General features: G+C 71.4%; 14 protein-coding genes. 10 read left to right on the forward strand and 4 right to left on the reverse strand.

Annotation, left to right across the window (positions count from 1 at the left end; genetic code table 11):
• The first annotated feature begins 115 nt into the window (after positions 1-115).
• The 5 genes from WME89_RS50500 to WME89_RS50520 all read left to right on the forward strand — a co-directional run bounded on the left by WME89_RS50500 (position 116) and on the right by WME89_RS50520 (position 6,392).
• Positions 116-658 carry a hypothetical protein gene (locus tag WME89_RS50500; RefSeq protein ID WP_437622158.1) on the forward strand — a complete coding sequence of 181 codons (543 nt, stop codon included), beginning with the start codon at positions 116-118 and terminating at the stop codon, positions 656-658.
• Positions 659-675: 17 nt separating this feature from the next.
• A complete protein-coding gene (locus WME89_RS50505; RefSeq protein WP_437622159.1) occupies positions 676-1,149 on the forward strand; it encodes a hypothetical protein in 474 nt (157 codons plus the stop codon).
• Between the two features lie 151 nt (positions 1,150-1,300).
• Complete coding sequence (gene ffh / locus WME89_RS50510) at positions 1,301-2,959, forward strand: signal recognition particle protein (RefSeq protein ID WP_438006660.1); 1,659 nt, start codon at positions 1,301-1,303, stop codon at positions 2,957-2,959.
• Between the two features lie 10 nt (positions 2,960-2,969).
• On the forward strand, positions 2,970-4,085 hold the full coding sequence (locus WME89_RS50515) for a carbohydrate-binding family 9-like protein (protein ID WP_438006661.1): 1,116 nt from the start codon (positions 2,970-2,972) through the stop codon (positions 4,083-4,085).
• Between the two features lie 858 nt (positions 4,086-4,943).
• On the forward strand, positions 4,944-6,392 hold the full coding sequence (locus WME89_RS50520) for a hypothetical protein (RefSeq protein WP_438006662.1): 1,449 nt from the start codon (positions 4,944-4,946) through the stop codon (positions 6,390-6,392).
• 169 nt (positions 6,393-6,561) lie between these two features.
• Here the strand turns inward: WME89_RS50520 and WME89_RS50525 are convergent, their stop codons facing one another.
• Together WME89_RS50525 and WME89_RS50530 are read right to left on the reverse strand one after the other, a co-directional pair.
• Positions 6,562-7,497, reverse strand: coding sequence for a BON domain-containing protein (locus WME89_RS50525; protein ID WP_438006663.1), 936 nt, complete (start codon positions 7,495-7,497; stop codon positions 6,562-6,564).
• A 439-nt stretch (positions 7,498-7,936) separates the two neighbouring features.
• Positions 7,937-8,497 (reverse strand): hypothetical protein, encoded by a 561-nt coding sequence (locus WME89_RS50530; protein WP_438006664.1) that lies wholly within the window; start codon positions 8,495-8,497, stop codon positions 7,937-7,939.
• Between the two features lie 524 nt (positions 8,498-9,021).
• On the opposite strand from WME89_RS50530, the gene WME89_RS50535 reads away from it, so the two are divergent.
• The 5 genes from WME89_RS50535 to WME89_RS50555 all read left to right on the forward strand — a co-directional run bounded on the left by WME89_RS50535 (position 9,022) and on the right by WME89_RS50555 (position 17,236).
• Positions 9,022-10,332 (forward strand): pectin acetylesterase-family hydrolase, encoded by a 1,311-nt coding sequence (locus WME89_RS50535; protein ID WP_438006665.1) that lies wholly within the window; start codon positions 9,022-9,024, stop codon positions 10,330-10,332.
• A 232-nt stretch (positions 10,333-10,564) separates the two neighbouring features.
• Positions 10,565-12,550 carry an ABC-F family ATP-binding cassette domain-containing protein gene (locus WME89_RS50540; protein ID WP_438006666.1) on the forward strand — a complete coding sequence of 662 codons (1,986 nt, stop codon included), beginning with the start codon at positions 10,565-10,567 and terminating at the stop codon, positions 12,548-12,550.
• 123 nt (positions 12,551-12,673) lie between these two features.
• Positions 12,674-12,934: a hypothetical protein gene (locus WME89_RS50545; RefSeq protein ID WP_438006667.1), complete on the forward strand. Its 261-nt coding sequence runs from the start codon at positions 12,674-12,676 to the stop codon at positions 12,932-12,934.
• A 53-nt stretch (positions 12,935-12,987) separates the two neighbouring features.
• Positions 12,988-14,556 (forward strand): Eco57I restriction-modification methylase domain-containing protein, encoded by a 1,569-nt coding sequence (locus WME89_RS50550; RefSeq protein WP_438006668.1) that lies wholly within the window; start codon positions 12,988-12,990, stop codon positions 14,554-14,556.
• A gap of 418 nt (positions 14,557-14,974) precedes the next feature.
• Positions 14,975-17,236 (forward strand): S46 family peptidase, encoded by a 2,262-nt coding sequence (locus WME89_RS50555; RefSeq protein ID WP_438006669.1) that lies wholly within the window; start codon positions 14,975-14,977, stop codon positions 17,234-17,236.
• A 54-nt stretch (positions 17,237-17,290) separates the two neighbouring features.
• Here the strand turns inward: WME89_RS50555 and WME89_RS50560 are convergent, their stop codons facing one another.
• Positions 17,291-18,811 carry an ATP-binding cassette domain-containing protein gene (locus tag WME89_RS50560; protein WP_438006670.1) on the reverse strand — a complete coding sequence of 507 codons (1,521 nt, stop codon included), beginning with the start codon at positions 18,809-18,811 and terminating at the stop codon, positions 17,291-17,293.
• A gap of 461 nt (positions 18,812-19,272) precedes the next feature.
• Complete coding sequence (locus WME89_RS50565) at positions 19,273-19,974, reverse strand: DJ-1/PfpI family protein (RefSeq protein ID WP_438006671.1); 702 nt, start codon at positions 19,972-19,974, stop codon at positions 19,273-19,275.
• Between the last annotated feature and the right edge of the window lie 21 nt (positions 19,975-19,995).

Consider the following 19,995-nt stretch of genomic DNA (forward strand, 5'->3'; position numbering starts at 1 on the left):
TCAGCGCGGCCGGGGCCGCTCAGCAGCCCTCCCCGCTGCTGACAACCGCGGCCGCGGCGCAGTTCCGCGCGGCGCGCGCTTGCCCGCCCGCGGCGGCTTGCCTAGCCTAGCCGCGATGGCCTCGAAGAACGACAGCTCCATCGTCTGCCCGTCGTGCGGCGCGAACAACGCCTCGGTGACGGCGAGCGGGCGCTGCGTCGCGTGCGGCGCGCGGATGGGCTCGCTCCAGCCTCTCCGCGACTCCGAGCTCGACCGCCACCGCCGCTACCAGCAGGAGGGCTTCTCGCTCCTCTGGTGCCTCATCGCCCTCCTCCTGCAGAGCGTGCTCACCGCGGCGCTCGTCGGCGGCCTGCCGATGATCGTGCAGCAGCTCGACTTCGAGGGGTCGAACGGGATGATCGTCGCCATCCCGGTCTGGTTCATCGGGGGCGTCCTCCTCGGCATGATCTCGCCGGGCAAGACGTTCCTGGAGCCGGTCGTCGCCTCGTTCCTCGTCGCGATCCCGACCGTCTTCTACCTCCTGCACAGCCAGACCGTGCGGACGATGCCGCTCTTCATGTACGTGATCATGGCGCTCATCGGCGTGCTGTTCACGCTGATCGGCTCCTACCTCGGCGAGCGCATCCAGATGGGCCCGCCCGCGAAGGCCGCCGACTGAAGGCGCCGGGCGCGACGATGCCGCCAGGCGCGACAGGGAGCGCGGGAGCAGCGGGGACGGCAGCGAGGCGGGTCGCCGCGGCGCTCGCCGCCGTCGCTGCGCTCCAGGCCGCGCCCGGGTGCGGCCCGTCGGCCGAGCAGCAGGAGGCGGACGCGCTCCTGCACGCGATCGACGCCCTCCGCGACGCCCCGAGCGAGCCGCGGGCCGCGCGCGAGGCGCTGCTCGCGCAACTCGAGCGGCAGCCCGCGTCGACCCCTCCCGCCGCGAGCGCCAGGGATACATGCGCCCGGGCCTACCGCCTGCTGCTCGACGCCACGGCCGCGGAGGCGCGCGTCCGCGCCTTGCTCGAGGCGCCCGCGGGGTCCGCCGGGCCCGAGGCGCTGGCCGACCTCGCCGCGGCGGACGCCAAGGTCAAGGAGAGCGCCGAGGTCATGCCGAGGTGCGCCGAGGCGCTCGCGGAGCTCCGCCGGCGCGGCCGGCGCAGCATGTGACGGCGCCGCGCCGGCCGCGGCTGACGGCGCCGCGCCGGCCGCGGCGGCGGCGGCGCCTGGGTACCCCGCCGGTCCGCGGGGGCGAGATGTGCTCCAGGCAGGGCGAGGGGGGATCCGCGCTCGCGGTCCGCTGTGCTAAGACCGCCCTGCCATGTTCGACACGCTGACACGGGGCTTTCGTCAGGCCAGAAACCGCCTCGCCGGGCTCACGGAGCTCACCGAGAGCAACATCGACGCCGCGCTCCGCGAGGTGCGGCTGAGCCTGCTCGAGGCCGACGTCGAGATCGGGGTGGTCAAGGCGTTCCTCGCCCGGGTGAAGCAGGCCGCGCTCGGCCGCACCCTCGAGACGCGCGTGAAGCACGCGGGCGAGGTCCACCAGGTCTCGGCGAGCGACCACTTCATCAAGATCTGCCACGACGAGCTCGAGGCGATGATGACCCACGAGGGCGACGAGGTCGCCTGGGCCGACGGCGGGCCCACGGGCATCATGATGGTCGGCCTCCAGGGCTCCGGAAAGACGACGAGCTGTGCGAAGCTCTCGCGCTACCTCGAGAAGCAGGGGCGCAAGCCGCTGCTCGTCGCGGCCGACATGCAGCGCCCCGCGGCCGTCGAGCAGCTCAAGGTCCTCGGCGACCAGCTCAAGATCCCGGTGTTCAACATCCCCGGCGAGTCGCCGGTCGCCATCTGCGCCGCGGCGCGCGGCGAGGCGAAGCGGCTCGGCCGCGACGTCATCATCTACGACACCGCCGGCCGCCTCGCGATCGACGAGCCGCTCATGCAGGAGCTCGCGCAGATCAAGGACGCGACGTCGCCGGACAACATCTTCCTCGTCGTCGACGCGATGATCGGCCAGGACGCCGTGAAGACGGCGCGCGGCTTCAACGAGCGGCTGTCGATCAGCGGCGTCGTCCTGACGAAGCTCGACGGCGACGCCCGCGGCGGCGCGGCGCTCAGCATCAAGGAGGTCACGGGCGCGCCGGTCCTCTTCAGCGGCGTCGGCGAGACGCCGGACAAGTTCGAGCCGTTCCGCGCCGACGGCATGGCGAGCCGCATCCTCGGCATGGGCGACGTCGTCGGCCTCATGCAGGACTTCGAGGAGGTCGTCGACCAGAAGAAGGCCGAGAAGGACGCCGCCCGGATGCTCCAGGGCGACTTCACCCTCGAGGACTTCCTCGATCAGGTGCGGATGATCCAGAAGATGGGGTCGCTGAAGGACCTCGTCGACAAGCTGCCCCTCGGCGGCATGTTCCCGGGCGGCCTGCCGCAGGACGTGAACCTCGACGACAAGGAGCTCGTCCGCATCCAGGCGATCATCCAGTCGATGACCCGCTTGGAGAAGAGCGACCCGTACGCGCTCGTGCGCGAGCCGAAGCGGGTGGAGCGCATCTCGAAGGGCTCGGGCACCAAGCCCGAGGCGGTGACCGAGCTCGTCCAGAAGTTCCTCTTCATGCGCCAGATGATGAGCGGCCTCGGCCAGAACATGGGCATGATGGGCAAGATCCCCGGCATGAAGCAGATGGCCATGGCCAAGAACATGCGGGAGATGCAGAAGCAGATGATGGCCGGCGGCGGGATGCCCGGGATGCCGGGCATGCCCGGGATGGGGATGCCGGGCATGGGCTTCCCCGGGATGGGCTTCCCCGGGATGGGGATGCCCGGGATGGGGATGCCGGGGATGGGCGGCTTCCCGGGCGCCGGCGCGGGCGGCCCGAGCATGACGAAGATGAAGACGCTCAGCGCCAGCGAGCGCAACGCCAAGAAGTCGCAGCGCAAGCGCGAGCGCGACGCCCGCAAGAAGGGCCGGAAGTAGCGGCGGCCGCATGCGCCGGCCCCGCAGCCAGCGGCGCTCGTTCGCCCGCGTGCACGGCGCGCCCGCGCGGGCGCGCGCCCTGGTGATGGTCGGCGCGGCGCTCGCCGTGTCGTGCTCCAGGGGCGGCGGGGCCGAGCAGGAGGCGGCGCCTGCCGGGTCGGCCGGCCGGGCCCCCGCGGCGCTGACGTCCGCGGCCCGCGGGGCGGACGCCGGCCAGACGAGGCAGCCGGCCGCCGTGAAGGAGCTCGCGGCGCGCAAGCTCGCGCCCGGGGCGGCGATCGCGATCGACGGCCGGCTGGACGAGCCGGCGTGGCAGGCGGCGGCGCCGACAGGCCCGTTCGTCGACGTGGGCACGGGCCGCGAGGACCGGTCGCTGCCCACGCAGGGCGAGGCGCGGCTGCTCTGGGACGACGCGTTTCTCTACGTGGGGTTCGACGTCAGCGACGGGACGATCACCGGCGGGTTCGCGCCGGGCGCAAAGGACCCGCACCTCTGGGAGCGGGACACCGTCGAGGTGATGATCGACCCGGACGGCGACGGGGACAACAAGGACTATTACGAGATCCAGATCAGCCCCCAGAACCTCGTCTTCGACTCGCAGTTCGACGACTACAACGCTCCGAGGGGGGGCGCGAGCGGGCCTTTCGGTCACCAGGAATGGAGCGCGGGGCTCGCGAGCGCGGTGGAGCTGCGAGGGACGATCGACGACGACTCGGATGAGGACCGGGGATACGTGGTCGAGCTGAAGATCCCGTGGAGCTCGTTCGCGAAGGCGAGGTCGGCGCCGCCGTCGCCCGGGGACGCGTGGCGGATGAACTTCTACGCCATGCAGAACAACGGTGGGGCGGCGTGGTCGCCCATCCTGGGGGAGGGGAACTTCCACCGGGCGCGGCGGTTCGGGCGGGTCCGGTTCGTCGGTCCGGGGGGAGAGACGGGCGGCGCGGGGGCGTCCGCGAGCGACGCGGGCGCGGCGTCCGCGCGCGACGCCGGCGCCGCGCTCGTGCCAGCGCCCTCCGCGGCGCCGCCCGGGGTGACGAGCGCTGCGGGCGCCAGGCCGGGCGCTGCGGCGCCCTCCGCGTCGGCCGGTCCGAAGCCGGGCTACCGGGCCGATCCGCCGGACCGCTGAGCTGCGCCCAGGACCGCGTCCCCCGAGGGATGGAGTTGCGGTGGCGAACCGGCGTGATCCGTGGGGTCGAGTTCGGGGTGCCCGACGGTGACGAACCGTCGTTTTCGCGGCACGCGACCGAGCGCGTCGCCGGACGCCGGGGCCGTCGCGGCGACGATCACGAGAGCGGGCCGCGCGACGAACCGAGCGCCGCCCACGAGCGGCTGCCGCGCAATCGAGCTCGCCCGCAGGCCCGGCGTGCGCATGGCAAGAGTTGCCGTCCTGGCAAAAGTTGCCAGCGCTGAAAGGCTGGGGCACGGCAAGCATTGCCGCGGCGCCACACGCCCGCCCCGCGGACGCTCCAAGGCACCTCTCCGATCGAGGACGCCAAGGGGGAATAGCCACGCTCACCTCAGGTGACAGGAAGACCCTCGCCCGGCCCGCCTCCCCCTGAAAAAGTAAGTTGTATCCATGGCTTGGCCACGCACCGAAGGGGCCGTGCTCACCCCACGACCCACGGCGACGATCGTCGAGTCCCTTCAGCGTCGAGCCGTGGCACGGCGGGTGCTTGGAGCCACGATACGTAGATCTTGCATGATCGGTACCATCGCGTGACGGGTTCAGACGCTGCCGCGCACGGACGCGTGAGGCGTCGTCCCTTCATTGCTCCAAACTCCGGGTACTGGAAGCCAGGTCATTCGGCAAAGGTATGGTGAAATCATGAGTAGACGTCCCCCTGTGTGTCTTGCGCTCGGAGTGCCTTCCAGCATCCTCATGGCCAGCCTGGCCGGGTGCATCTCGGACGACGCAGACACCGCACTACTTGCCGGAGACCTGACCGCGCAAGCTCAGTCGGCTATTTCGAGCGAAGAGGTCACCGTGGTCTCGCGCAGGGACGATTCCGCAGCTCCGGTGCACGTCCAGATCAAGGAGTGCACGACGGTCGCCTCGTCCGACGTCCACGTGGGCGTCGATTGCGTGGTCGACCCGGAGTACGCGCTGGTCGGCGGCGGTGCCACGACGGACAGCAGCACCGGCAGCGCCGCGTTCTTGCGTGAGAGCCGCCCGCTCGACGCCCGGACATGGCGGGCCTCGTCGAGCGCGCGCGTGGCGTCCAATCCACACCACTTGACGGTGTACGCCATCGGAATGCGCCTGGACGGCGTCAGGACCAAGGATCTCCAGGACTCGATCCAGCGGAAGTCCGTTCAAGCTCCCACGGACGTCGCCGCGGCTCAGGTCGACGACGGCTGGATGACGATCGGCGGCGGCGCCCAGACAGCGCCGGATGCGTCGGTCACCGACGGTGCCGCGCGCTTCCTGACCGCCAGCTACCCCGCGGGCCTCGACGAGTGGAAGACCGCTTCGACCGACTACATCATCCCCGCCGCGGGGACGACGTCTGCTTGGCTCCTTCAGCTCAAGGAGGAGGTCATCGAAGGCTTCGGCGGCCTCGAGATCAGGACCATCCAGGGGAGCTCCGGGCACGCGGACTACGGATACGGCGCCAGCTCCCTGCAGATCGAGCCGGGGTGGGCGCTCATCGGGATGGGCGCGTCGATCGACTACGCGAGCGAGCAGCGAAGTCGCACGCTCGTTTCCATCCAGCCAGGCGAGGACGGCCGCAGCGTGTCCGCCACCTCGCGCGACCAGTTCGCCGCGAGCGCGGGCACGACGACCGCGTATGCGGTCGTCGCGCGCAAGAAGGCTGGAACCCATGGACTCTGCAACCCGGGGACCGCGCTCGAGAGCTCGGTGGACAGCTGCGTGAGCGCCGTGTGTGAACGCCGAGGCTCGTGCTGTACGACCGCCTGGGACGACACGTGCGTCGGGCTCGTGGAGCTCGAGTGCGGCCGCTCCTGCGCCGAGCACACCTGCGAGCCCACCGTCTATGAACCGGAGAAGTGGACGTATACCGACGAGACCGCAGTCCAGTCCAACTGCTACTACTATGCGCAGAACAAATACCCGGTGAGTGGGGTCGGTCAAGATCCGGGGTATACGATGGGACTTCGACCGACCAGAGAACAGGCTTACCGGTTCGAGCAATATGCCGCGGGCGACGGGCTCATCCCATCCTCCCTGACCGAGCCGTGTCCCGACAACCGGACCAAGATCTACATGTACGCGAACCCTTTCTCGTACCACGTCTATCGCCAGGACGGGGATGGAACGTGGAGCGACAAATTCGGGTTCGGCGGCCTGGCGGTGCCCACCCCCGACACCGGAGATCGCCCGCAGCACCTGGCGGACCAGAGGAACCCGGTAGAAGCATACATGTGCGCCTGCAACCATCCCCTGCCCGATCAACTTCCACCGAGGCAATAGCGCGCCGAACACAACCGGACCGAGCTGGCCCAAGCAGACGCGAGGCTGACGATTACATATCAACGCCGCCATGGGCGGCTGAGCCGCCGCCGCAGCGCTCGCCTGCGGGCCTGCTCCGGCGCTGGCCACATCTCGTGCGACCAGCGCCGGCGCGCGCGGGCTCGCGGGCTCAGCCCCGGGCCACGTGGCTCGACGCCGGGCGCGCCGCGCCGTGCCGCGTGCTCGCCAGGGCGGCATCACCCAGGGTGCCCGCCGTGGCGGTCGAGCGCGTGGCCGGCTCGACGGCCTGCTGGACCCGGATCCGGTTGTGCACGTCCTCGACGCCCCGCACGCTCTCGGCGACGTGCTCGATGAGGCGCTTGTGGTGGCGCTCGGGCACCGTGCCCTCGAGCGTGACCTCGTTGCCCTGCACTTGGACCGTGACGTCGCTCACGTCGATGTCGTGGCGGTCCGAGAGCAGCTCGCAGATGTCCTCCTGGATCCGCGCGTCGGAGCGCTTGTAGCCCTTCGGCCCGCGGCCGAGCGCGCTGCGCACGCGGTCTCCGATCTCGTGCAGCGCGTGGCTGACGCCCGCCATCGCCGAGCGGCCGGCGTCGCGCGCCGTGTGCGCCTGATCGTGGCTCTCTCCGCGGTGCGGGCCGCCGTGCCAGCCGTCGGGGTTCACGACGCGGGTCATGCCGAGGTGATAGGCGCCGCCGAGGTTGCGGTTGTAGGCGCTGGCCATGCCCTCGATGGGATTGCCGCCGAAGCTGTAGCTGTAGTCGCGGCCATCGTAATCGCCGCCGCGGTCGTCATGAACCCAGCCGTGGTCCTGGTCGCCGGCGCCGCGGTCGACGCCGGCAAAGCGGCCGTCGTCGAGCGGGCTGCTCCGGTAGTCGCGCTGCGCCGTGCGCCCGTGATTGCGCTCGAGCTCGCGGCCCCAGTCGCGGTGGTCACCCTGGACGCGCGTGGCGATGCCGCGATCGTACATCGGGCCCGCGCCGCGGCGCTCGTCTCCATACCAGCCGCGTTCGGAGAAATGGCTCCGATCGTTCCTGTAGCGCTCGTCCCAACCGCGCTCAGCTCGTCCGTAGCCTGTGTCCCTGCCGAATTGATCTCGCATCATCTGCCTCCTTCCTTCGTCGCGAGCAACGCGCCTCGAACACGTCTCCGATGCGCAACAGCGCTACGCGACAGCTCGCGCAGCTTCGTGGCGCGGACCATGAACATGGGTCGCGTCGTCGCCCGCTGCTACGGGGGAGAACCCTGCGTATCGCGCCGGGGCGATCCCGAAGATGGAATCACCGGATCACAACAGAAGAGCTTGCCAAGCCGAGCGATCACCCCAACCTCGAGACCGCCGAGTGGCTCGAGCGCTGCCTCGTCGAGGAGCACCCCGGCGCGCTGCATCGTCGGCCGCAACGGCACGGGGCGCGCGTCGCAGGCTGCCGTCGAAGACGGGGCTCGGCTCGCCCTCGAGGTGCTCGACCCCGAGGCCTCCGGGCCAGTGCCCCGGCGGGCGCTGGCAGCGCGGCATGGCCGTCCTTGGGTGACGCGGTACTAGCTCACTCTCGCCCCGCGCTCCGTTGCCATTCGTCCCTCGCTCGATCCTGCGCCTGCGTGCGCGCGAGCGCGCCCTCGATCTGGCGCGGGATCTCGGCGAGGCGGGAGCGGTGCATCTTGATGCTCAGCTCGTACAGGCCCTGATCGTGCTCGGGGAGCTCGTCTCGGTGCTGGGCGAGCACGAGGCTCGCGAACTGAATGTAATCCTCGGACACACGCCGGCTATGCTCGTAGTAGCGGCGGACCTCCTCCTCGGAGGCCGTGTTCGACTGGACCTTGCCAAAGAGATCTTCCCAGCGCTTCTGCTCTTCGGCGCGCTCCTGGAGCTCGCGAGGGTCGTCCGTCGGCGCGCCGAGCTGCCAGTAAAGGTTGTCGGGCAGCTGCGCGCGCAGGCGCTCGAGGTCCACCGGATACCCGCGCCCAGCCAGGTCCTCCGGCGTGCTCGAGGCGCTCCGGACGAGGTTCGCGCCGTGGTCTTCCTCGGCGACCGAGGGCTCATCGAGGACCGAGGCACCGGAACGTGGAGCGCCGTCGCGGGGCGGCACGCGTCCTGGTGAGCTCACGGCTGAGTCCGCCATCGCCCCGCGTCCGCGCCCCGCAGAACGCTCCTCACGGAGAGCGCCGAGGCCCAGGGCTGCGCCCAGCGCGAGCACGGCAGAGGCGACGAGGAGCCAGCGCCGCCCGCGGAGCCGAGTGTTCACCCCCATGTGACGTGAATACCCGCGCTGCGTGCGTTTATCAACCGCGGAGGGCGCGACAGACAGGCGTCGCCCGAGGCCGTTGCCCGAAGCCGTTGCCCCGAAACCCGAGGGCCGGGGTGTTGCTTTCCAGCCACAACCTCGCCGCTGTTTCGTCCGCGCCATACGCTCGTGCGTCGGCGTGAGCGCCGGTGTGATGTCGATCGGCGATCGAGCAACGGAGGTTGAACGCGGCGCGGGGAAACGGCTACGCTCGCCGACGACGAGACCGCGCTCTCGCCCGCGCCGCCCATCATCGATGCACGCCCGTGGCGCGCTGCCACGAGGACCCTCTCGCGTGCGAGGTCGCTGCTCGAGTCAAGCTGCCCACGAGCTGACCGGAGGTTTCGATGAAGCGTCGATTGCAGATGATCGTGCTGGTCTCAGCGGCGGTGCCGAGCGCCGCCCACGCCCAGGAGCTCCTCGACACCCTGGTCGACGTCGTCGTCGACGGAGGGAACGACTACGCGTGGCAGAAAGTAGAGCTCCCGGGGACGACGTGCGGAAATGGATCACAGTACAAGTTCTTCATCCGCCGGACCAGCTCGCCGAACGTGCTGTTCTTCTTCGAGGGGGGCGGCGCTTGCTGGGATTACGACACCTGCAGCGGGCGCGCGGGCGTGCTCGGCGCGGCGAACCCGAACGGGATCCCGGACGATTACATGCAGCAAGTGAAGGCGCAGTACGCGTCGCCGATCGTGAACGGCGCCGACCCGGGCCTCCCCCTGCGCAGCCGCACGGACCTCGTGACGAAGGGCTGGAACATCGTTTACATGCCGTACTGCACGGGCGACGTCCACGTCGGCGACAGCGTCGTCACGTACACCGACCCGACGGGGGAGGAGCCGCCGCTCACCTGGCACCACAGCGGCTACGACAACACGATCGCCGCGGCGAGCTACGCGAGGGCCCAGCTCCCGCGCGCCCAGAAGCTCCTGGTCACCGGCTACAGCGCTGGCGGCGCCGCCACCTCGTCCGCGTTCTACTTCGTGCGCAGCATCATGAACCCGCAGCGCGGCTATCTGCTCAACGACTCGGGGCCGATCCACCTCGCGCCGAACATCACCTACGACTCGCGGCCGCTGCACGACACGATCCGGGAGTCGTGGGCCCTCGACTCCGTGTTCGAGGAGCTGCCGTCCTCCTTTGACCCGGACGACCTCGGCACGATCAACCGCATGGTGGCAGCCGCGTTTCCCGGCGACCAGCTGGCCTACACAGGGTACTCGCGCGACTACAACTACTCGCGGTTCTCCTACGAGCGCTTCTACGAGCCCCATGATCAGGAGTCGGTGCTGGCCCGCTGGAAGAAGGACCAGGACCGGCTGGTCGCCCAGCTGAACGAGCTCGACAACTTCAGCTATTTCATCCCGCACCACCGCCCGATCAATGACAGCCACTGCAGCACGATCCTCACCTTCATCGGCAGCCACGCCTGCCAGGCCATGGAGAAGAAGCGCTCCTGGTTCGAATACCTCGAGCTGCCGCTCGGCCAGAGCTACAAGTGTTACAGCGAGTTCGTACCGATGGAGGTGTTCCTCCAGCGCTTCGTCAACGAGAACAGGCGCGTCCGGATCTACGAGCCGAGGAACTGGTACAACAACGAGGATCCCGGCATGAAGATCGTCGCGCCCCTCATCAACGCCGCGATGGGCGGCTGAGCAGATACCGCCGCGCTCGCCGCGGCCTCCTGCCCTGGCGAGCGCGCGGCGGAACACGCGGCGCGCGGCGCGGGGCCGAGCGCGCCGCGCGGGGCCGAACAAGGCGAGCAGGCCGCGCGGCAGCGCGCCGGCCGGGGCCGCCGGCCGCTGTCGGCGCGCTCGCAGCGTCCCGGCGGCGCCAGCTCAGCAAAGCGGGCCCATGCGGCGGCCGCTGCGCTAAGCTCCGCGCCCTGTGCCCGTCCTCACCGCTCACGATCTCCACAAAGCCTTCGGCCCGCAGACCATCCTCGACGGCGTCTCGGTCAACATCCGCACGGGCGAGCGCGTCGGCCTGGTCGGCGTCAACGGCTCCGGCAAGAGCACGCTGGCCCGCATCCTCGCCGGGGTCGAGCAGCCCGACAGCGGCACGATCGCGCGCCGCCGCGGCGCCGAGATCGGCATTCTCTCCCAGGATCCGGTCTTCGAGGCGTCCGACACCGCGCGCGACGTGGTGCTCGCCGGGCTCTCGGCGTGGCACGCGGCCAAGGCCCGGCACGACGAGGTGAGCCGCTCGCTCGCCGCCGGCTCGGGGGACGCCGAGGCGCTCCTCGCCGAGCAGACCTCCGCCGCGGCCGACGTCGAGCGGCTCGGCGGGTGGGACATGATGCACCGGGTCGACGCGATCATCGGCCACGTCGGCGTCACCCGGCCCGACGCGCCCATGAGCGTGCTCAGCGGCGGCGACCGCCGGCGCGTCGCCCTCGCGCGCCTGCTCGTGTCGCGGCCCGCCCTCGCCGTGCTCGACGAGCCGAGCAACCACCTCGACGTCGAGACCGTCGAGTGGCTCGAGCGCTACCTCGTCGAGGAGCACCCCGGCGCGCTGCTCCTCATCACCCACGACCGCTACCTGCTCGACCGCGTCGCCGAGCGCACGCTCGAGATCGACAAGGGCAAGGTCTACAGCTACGACGGCGGCTACGAGGAGTACCTCGAGCAGAAGGCCGACCGCCTCGCCCTCGAGTCGCGCACCGAGTCGAACCGGCAGAACTTCCTGCGCACCGAGCTCGAGTGGCTGAGGCGGCAGCCGAAGGCGCGCACGGGCAAGCAGAAGGCCCGCATCCAGCGCGCGGAGACGACCAAGGCCGCCCCGCCGCCGAAGGCCGAGCGCACCGCGCAGCTCTCGGTGGAGTCGGTGCGCACCGGCAAGACCATCCTCGAGCTGAAGAAGCTCGGCCTCTCGGTCGACGGCAGGTGGCTCGTGCGCGGGCTCGACTTCTCCCTGACCAAGGGCGAGCGCGTCGGCATCGTCGGCCGCAACGGCACGGGCAAGACCACGATGCTCCGGGCGATCCTCGGCCAGCTCGGCGCCGCCGTCGAGGGCGCGGCCGCCGAGGGGCCCGCGATGGAGGGCGAGGTCGTGCTCGGAAAGAACTCGAGCGTCGCCTACTTCGACCAGCACCGCAGCGGGCTCGACCTCGACAAGTCGATCTTCGAGAACATCGCGGGGTCGCACACGCGCGTCGAGATCGGCGGCCGATCCATGGACGTGCGCAGCTACCTGGAGCGGTTCCTCTTCGACCCGAACAAGGCGCGGCAGCCGGTGGGCTCGCTCTCCGGCGGGGAGCGCGCGCGCGTCGCCCTCGCGAAGATGCTCACCCAGAGCGTCAACGTGATCATCCTCGACGAGCCCACCAACGACCTCGACGTGATGACCCTGGCCGCGCTCGAGGAGATGCTCATCGAGCTCGAGGGCTCCGCGCTCGTCGTGACCCACGACCGGTGGTTCCTGAACCGGGTGGCGACCTCGATCCTCGCGTTCGAGGGCGAGGGCCGCGTGGTCCGGTACGCGGGCAACTACGACGCTTACCGCGAGCAGCGCGCCCACGCCGCGCTCGCGGCGGAGGCGGAGGCCGCGGCGCGCGCCGCGAGGGCGCAGGCGGCGGAGCCCCGGCCCGCGCAGGCCACGGCGAAGGGCGCCGCGCGGGCAGGCGACAAGCCGAAGCTCTCGTTCGCGGAGAAGACCGAGCTCGACGGCATCGTCGGGAAGATCGACGAGGCCGAGCTGAAGGTGCGCGAGCTCGAGGCGAAGCTCGCCGACCCGACCCTCTACGCGAGCCGCGGCGCCGAGGTCGCGGGGCTGCTCTCGGATCTCGAGCGCGCCAAGCAGGAGGCGGCGCGCCTGGTCAGCCGGTGGGAGGAGCTCGAGACGAAGCGCGAGGCCGCCGCCGGCAAGGGCTGACCGGCCGCACCCCTCCCGCTGCGCGCAAGGACGGTCGCCGCCGCGGCGCGGCGTTCACGAGTGCGCTCACCGCGGCGCGCGACGGCCCTTGTCGACGCCGCGCCGCCCGGCGACCATGGCCCCATGATGACCGTGTTCGAGGTGTACCTCGCCGAGGGAAGGGGGAGCGCGGACCTGCTCAGCGCCGAGGTGCTGAAGGAGACGGGCGCGCAGGTGATGACCCTCGAGGAAGCCGAGCTGGTCGGCTTCCAGGGCATCCAGGCGCTCGACAGCGCGGGCGACGTCCGGCTCATCGCCGTGGCCGCGCGCGACGCCCCGTGGATCCACCGCTGCCTCGAGGGCAGCGGGGCGGTCGTCTCGTTCCGGGCCCACCAGGTCGACTGAGCTGCGCGCGCGCCGCTCCTCGACCGAGCCTCGGTAGCCATGGCGGCCAGCCGATGAGCGCAGCCCGAGAGCTCCGGCGCCCGGGGCCGGCGGCGCTGCTGGAGGCCGTCGACCTCCACCGGGTAGAGGCCTGCGAGCGCCTCGACCCGGCGCGGCGCTCGGAGCTCGGCCAGTTCCTGACGCCCCCGCGGCTCGCCTCGTTCATGGCGTCGCTGTTCCAGGAGCTCGGCGGGTCGGTCCGCGTCCTGGACGCCGGCGCGGGCGTCGGCACCCTCACCGCGGCGCTCGTCGCCGAGGCGTGCAGCCGGCCCGCCCCCCCGACCGACATCCACGCCGTCGGCTACGAGCTCGATCCGGCGATGGTAAAGCGACTTTCCAAAGGGATGCGCGCGTGCCGCGACGCGTGCCGGGCCGCGGGCGTCGCGTTCCACGGCCGCGCCGTCCGCGCGGACTTCATCGCAGCGGCCGTCGAGGAGCTCTCGCGGCCCACGCCGGGGGCGCGCTTCTCCCACGCGATCCTGAACCCGCCCTACAGGAAGCTCGGCGCCGCCTCGGCCGCCCGGCGCTCGCTCCGCCGCGCCGGCATCGAGGCGAGCAACCTGTACACCGCCTTCCTCGCGCTCGCCGTGCGCGTCCTCGCGCCCGGCGGGGAGCTGGTCGCCATCACGCCGAGGAGCTTCTGCAACGGCCCCTATTTCCGCGCCTTCCGCGAGCTGTTCCTGCGCGAGATGTCGCTCCGGCGGGTGCACGTCTTCGAGTCCCGCTCGGCGGCGTTCGCCGACGACGACGTCCTCCAGGAGAACGTCGTGCTCTGCGGGGTGAAGGGGGCGCCGCAGGGCGCCGTGCTGATCTCGTCGAGCCGCGGGCCGGACGACGGGGCGATCACGGCGCCGTCGCGGCAGGTCCCGTACGCCGAGGTGGTGCGGCCGGGCGACCCGGAGCGCTTCATCCACGTCGTCCCGGACCAGGCGGGGAAGGACGTGGCCGACACGTTCGCGCGGCTGCCCGCGCGCCTCGCGGACCTCGGCGTCTCGATCTCCACGGGCAAGGTCGTGGACTTCCGGGCCCGGGCGCTGCTCCGGCCGGAGCCGCAGGCGGGCGCGGCGCCGCTCATCTACCCCGCGCACCTCGACGCGGGCGTCGTCCGCTGGCCGAAGGCCGGCAAGAAGCCGAACGCGCTGGTCGACTGCGCCGCGACCGCCCACCTCTGGATGCCGAGCGGGACCTACGTCGTCGTGAAGCGCTTCTCCTCGAAGGAGGAGCGGCGGCGCATCACCGCGGCCGTCTTCGACCCGGCGGTGGTGCCCTGCGCGCGCGTGGGCTTCGAGAACCACCTCAACGTCTTCCACCGGCGCGGCGCCGGGCTGCCGCCGCTGCTCGCCCGCGGCCTCTGCGCGTTCCTGAGCTCCACGCTCGTGGACACGTATTTCCGTCAGTGGAGCGGCCACACGCAGGTGAACGCCACCGACCTCAGGAACCTCACGTTTCCGCCGCTCGAGGCGATCGAGCGGCTCGGCGCCCGCACCGGCGGCCGCGCCCTCGGGCAGCGCGAGATCGATCGCGCCGTCGAGGAGGCGCTCGGGGCCGACGACGCGCGCGGCGGCAGCCCGCGCGCGATCTGACGCGATCTGACCGGGTTGTCGCGCATGCCAGTCCGGCGCCGGACCCAGAGAACATGAAGTCTCGCGTGCGCGCGCGCGTCGAAGCAGGCGAATGGCGCCTTCATGAACATCGAAGAACGTCGGTGTGCGTGGCCAGGAAGGAAATCAACACGAGGTGAAAGTACGCATGTCCTCCGCGCGCACAGGCGAGGCATCCCCGCAAATTCTTCGGAGAATCGAACAGGGAGGCGGGGAGACGGGGAGGGAATCTTCAAGATACTCCCTGTCTCCTCGCCTCCCTGTTCAATTCTCACGCTGAGAAAAGCTGCAAAATGAGGGGAATTCCTCCGCGCGCACACGGCTTGCATTGCCCTCGTCTCTCGGCGCTCGCGTGGTGCGGTGTGGTTGCTTTATCCACCGGCGATGGTAACAACACCGCATGTTTCAATCCTCTCTGCGTAGTCGTGGGCTGTTTGCGCTCTTCGCGCTCTCCGCGCTCGCGCCGGGCTGCGGGTCGGAGCGGCCGCAGGCGGGCGACACGAGGCCGCCGGCCTCGGGGCCCGGCAAGGGGGCGCCCTTCGAGAACCCCGGCGGGATGTGGCTGCCCGAGCAGATGGCGCAGCACAAGGACCAGCTCGAGGCGCTCGGGCTCGAGATCGACCCGGAGTCGCTCACCGACCCCATGGCGTCCCCGCTCGGCGCGGTGGTGAGCCTGGGCGGCTGCTCGGCCTCGTTCGTGTCGCCCGACGGGCTCATCGCGACGAACCATCACTGCTCCACGCGGGCGCTCCAGTACAACTCCACCCCGGAGCAGGACCTCCTGACGAACGGCACCCTGGCGAGGACCCGCGCCGAGGAGAAGTGGGCCGGCCCCACCGCGCGCGTGTTCGTGACCCGCGCGTTCCGCGACGTCACCGGCGACGTGCGGCGCGGCATCGAGGCGATCCCGGGCGACCTCGAGCGCTACGAGGAGATCGAGAAGCGCAAGAAGCAGCTCGTCTCCGCGTGCGAAAAGGGGCGCCCGGAGATCCGTTGCTCCATCGCCGAGTATTTCGGCGGTAGCAAGGTTTCCCTGATCGAGCAGCTGGAGATCAAGGACGTTCGCATCGTCTATGTCCCGCACGAGGGGATCGGGAACTTCGGCGGTGATATCGACAACTGGCGCTGGCCACGCCACTCCGGCGATTTCGCCTTCTTCAGGGCGTATGTCGGCAAGGACAACCGCCCGGCGCCCCACGCCGACGACAACGTGCCTTATCGCCCGGCGCACCACCTGAAGCTCGCCTCGGCGCCGCTCAACCAGGGCGACCTCGTGATGGTCGCCGGCTACCCCGGCACGACGAACCGGCTCCGGACCGCGGCTGAGGTCGAGTCCGCCGTGTCGTGGCAATACCCGAAGCGGGTGTCTTTCTACGAGGAGTCGATCGCCCTCCTCGAGGACCTCGGCAAGAGGGACCCGGAGGCGCGGATCAAGGCGCAGCCGACCATCCAGGGCTACAGCAACTACCTGCTCAAGACGCGCGGGCTCCTCGAGGGCCTGGTCCAGGGCGGCCTGGCGAAGGACAAGGCCAGGCTCGAGGACGAGCTCAAGGCGTGGATCGACGCCGACCCGGAGCGCAAGGCGGCGTACGGCGGCGCGATCGAGCAGATCGCCGCGGCGCACGCGGAGCTGCAGAGGACGCGCGAGCACGACGCGGCCTTGTCGGAGATCCTGTCGTCCGCGAGGCTCCTCGACGCCGCGGTCACGATCGTGCGCATGGCCGAGGAGCGGCCGAAGCCCGACGCCGAGCGCGAGGCCGAGTACCAGGAGCGCAACTGGGAGCGGCTCGAGCAGGCGCAGGCGTCGCTCCAGAAGTCCTACGGACGCACGATCGATCAGGGCTCCTTCAAGCTGGCCGTGAAGCGCGCGCTGCGGCTCGACCCGAAGGACCGGCCCGCGCTGCTCGGGAGCCTCGCGGGCGGGCAGCCGCCCACCGAGCCCGCCCTCGGCGCGGCGATCGACGCGGCGTACGCGGGCACGGCGCTCGAGGACGCGGCGACCCGGGTGAAGCTGCTGAAGACGGCCACGATCGCGGAGCTCAACGCGAGCCGGGATCCGCTCCTCCGCCTGGCGCTGGAGCTCGCGCCGGTCGACAAGGCGATCGAGGCCCGCGACAAGGCCTACCTCGGGGCGATGAGCCTCGTGAAGCCGCGCTTCGTCGAGGCGCTGCGCGAGTACCGGGGCGGCCTGCTGGCGCCCGACGCGAACGGCACGCTCCGCATCACCTACGGCACCGTGCGGGGCTACCGCCCGGAGCTCGACAAGCCGGAATATCGCCCGTTCACGGCGCTCAGCGAGCTCGTGAAGAAGAACACCGGCAAGCCGCCGTTCAACGCCCCGGAGGCCCTGCTCGAGGCGGCGCGCGAGAAGCGGTTCGGGCCGTATGTCGACGACGACCTCGGCGAGGTGCCGGTCTGCTTCCTGAGCGATCTCGACATCACGAACGGCAACTCCGGCTCCGCGACGCTGAACGCGCGCGGCGAGCTCGTGGGCCTCGCGTTCGACGGCAACTACGAGGCGATGGCGTCCGACTGGCTCTTCATGCCGTCGATCACCCGGACCATCCACGTCGACGTCCGCTACATGGAGTGGGTGATGGACGCCGTGTCGGGCGCGGACGCCGTGCTCGAGGAGATGGGCGGCACGCCGGCGCTCCCGTGAGCGCGGCGCCGGCGCGGATCGAGGCGCCGGCGCGGATCGAGGCGCCGGCGCGGATCAAGCGCCGGCGTCGTCGGACGACACGAGCACGTCCCCGCCGGCCACCGTCCAGAGGGTCGATGTGCAGCTCCTGCCGAACGCCCGATCGTGGGTGACGAGGATCAGCGCGCCAGGGTAGTCGGCGAGGGCGCGCTCCAGCCGCTCGATCGACGGGAGGTCGAGGTGGTTGGTCGGCTCGTCCAGCACCAGCGCCCACGCGTGCTGGCCGAGGCCCAGCGCGATCATCAGCTTGCGCGCCTCGCCCGGCGACGGCCGCGCCGAGGCGAGCAGCCGGCCGGGCTCCACGCCGAGGGCGGCCACGAGCGACATCACCCGCCCGCGCTCCTCGGGCGGCAGGCGCCGCGCCGCCGCGATGAGCGCCGCCTCCTCCGCCTCTCCGAGCTCCTGCGGCACATAGAGCACCTTCGCCGCCGGCACCCGCGCGCCGGCGAGCAGCGCCTTCACCAGGGTCGTCTTGCCGCCGCCGTTCGGGCCCGCGATGCGGATGCGGTCCTCGCGGCCGACGCCGAGCCGCACGTCCCGGAGGAGCACGGGGCCGTCGCCGCCCGCGCGGACCTCGGGCGCGTCGAGCACGAAAAGCCACGGCGCGGGCGAGCGCTCGTAGCCGACGAACACGCTGCGCCCCACCGCCTTCTCGAACTCGAACGTCCCCGCCTCGGCCGACACCTTCTCGAGCTTGCTCCGCGTGACGCCCACGGTGCGCGACAGCCGCGCCTCGGCCGAGGAGACGCGGAAGTTCGCGATCATGCCCCGGGCGTCGTGGTCGCGCGGGCCCTTGGCGCGCTTCCCGACGCTCCGCTCCGCGTCCGCCGACGCCTGCTCGCGCCGCTCCTCGCCGAGCCGGCGGCGGAGCTGCCGCTCCTCGGCGCGCAGCCGCTGGTGGGCCTCCTCGCGCTCCCGCGCCTCGGCCTCCCAGAGCTCCCTGGCCGCGCTGTACCCGTCCGGGTAGAGCTGCGCCGCGGCGCGATCGACCCGGATCGTGCCGACGGTGAGCGCGTCGAGGAGCTCGCGATCATGCGAGACGCACGCCCCGATCCCCCGGAACCCGCCGAGGGCGCCGGCGAGCAGCGCCCGGGCGTCGGCGTCGATATGGTTCGTCGGCTCGTCGAGCAGGAGCAGGTCCGGCTCCGCGGCGAGCGCCGCGCCGATCTGCCACCGCTTGCGCTCGCCGGGCGACAGCGTGGCCCAGCGCTCGAGCTCCGCCGGGTCGAGGAGGAGCTCGCCGCGGAGCCTGCGCGCGACGCCGTCCTCGGCCTCGGCCAGCGCGCGGATCGCCGCGTCCGCGCGCTCCACGGCCTGCGGGCAGACAGCGATCGACGCGCCCCGCGGCTCGAGGCGCAGGCTCCCCGCGTCGGGCGCGAGATCGCCGGCGAAGAGCCGGAGCAGCGTCGTCTTGCCGGCGCCGTTCGGGCCGATGATCCCGTACCAGCCGGGCGTCAGGCACAGATCGACGTCCGTGAGGATCGGGGACGCGTCGGAATAAGAGAAAGAGAGACGATGCGCGCGCAACGACGACATAAGAGCTCCTGAATCAAAGGGCCAGCGGCCCGGTCACGGGACGGGCAGGCGGCGCCGCGCGGCCAGTCGAAAGGGACGTGGCGCGCTCGCGACCTGCGACGGAGACCGATTCAGGAGCTGATCTTCACCGGAGCACTCTCCTCTTGCGTCAGCGCCCATGTGTAACAGACAGCGGCGGCCCGCGCAACCGCGGCTCCGCGGCGGGCGTCGCGCGCTGCGTGCTGGGGAGTCTGTGTCGGGGGCCGGGGCTGAGGCATCCCCTCGAACTCTTCGGAAGATTCACAGGGAGGCGGGGAGGCGGGGAGGGAAATCTTCAAAATACTCCCTGTCTCCCCGCCTTCCTGTTCGATTCCCCCGCTGAAAAGGGCTGTAAAATGAGCGGACTCCTCAGGTGCCGGGCGTGCGCGCCGGGCTCCGCGCGTCGCGTGCTGCGTCGGGCGTCGCGCCGCGCGGAGAGGCCCTCAGGGAAACAGCTTTGCCGCGAGCTCGGGCTTTCCGGCGAGGATGCCCCGCAGCGCGGGGGTCACGCTCTCGAGCAGCGTGGGCCCGATCTTCGCGTCCTCGACCCAGCGCCAGTCGATGGGGCCGAGCGGCGGCTCGGGGTCGTACTCGACGATCGCCTGGATCGTGCGCGCCACGTCGTTGCCCGCGAGCCGCGCGACGAGGGCGATCGCCATGTCGATGCCGGCGGACACGCCCGCGGCGGTGATGACGCTGCCGTCCTCGACCCACCGCTTGCGGACCGGGACCGCGCCGAGGCGGCCGAGGTGATCGAGGAAGGTCCAGTGCGTCGTCGCGCTGCGCCCCTCGAGGAGCCCCGCCGCCGCGAGGATGAGCGACCCGGTGCACACCGAGCCGAGCACCTGGGCGCCCCGCCCCGCGGACCGGACGTAGGCCATCAGCGTGTCGTTCGCGATCGCCTTGATGGGGCCGGCGAGCCCGCCCGGGATCACGAGCGCGAACGGCTCGGGGACCTGCTCGAAGGTCCGCTCCGCCTGCATGGCGATCCCCACGTCGGTGGGCACGGGCTCCAGGCGCTCTCCGACCGTGACAACGTCGAAGAGGCCGAAGCTCTCGAGGTTCTTCACCACCTGGAGCGGCCCGATGAGGTCGAGCGGCGTCATGTCGGGATAGACGAGGAACGCGATCTGCCTTTGTTGCATGAGACCTCCGTCGTGATGGGC

Source organism: Sorangium sp. So ce321 (assembly GCF_051530195.1).
GTDB lineage: Bacteria > Myxococcota_A > Polyangia > Polyangiales > Polyangiaceae > Sorangium.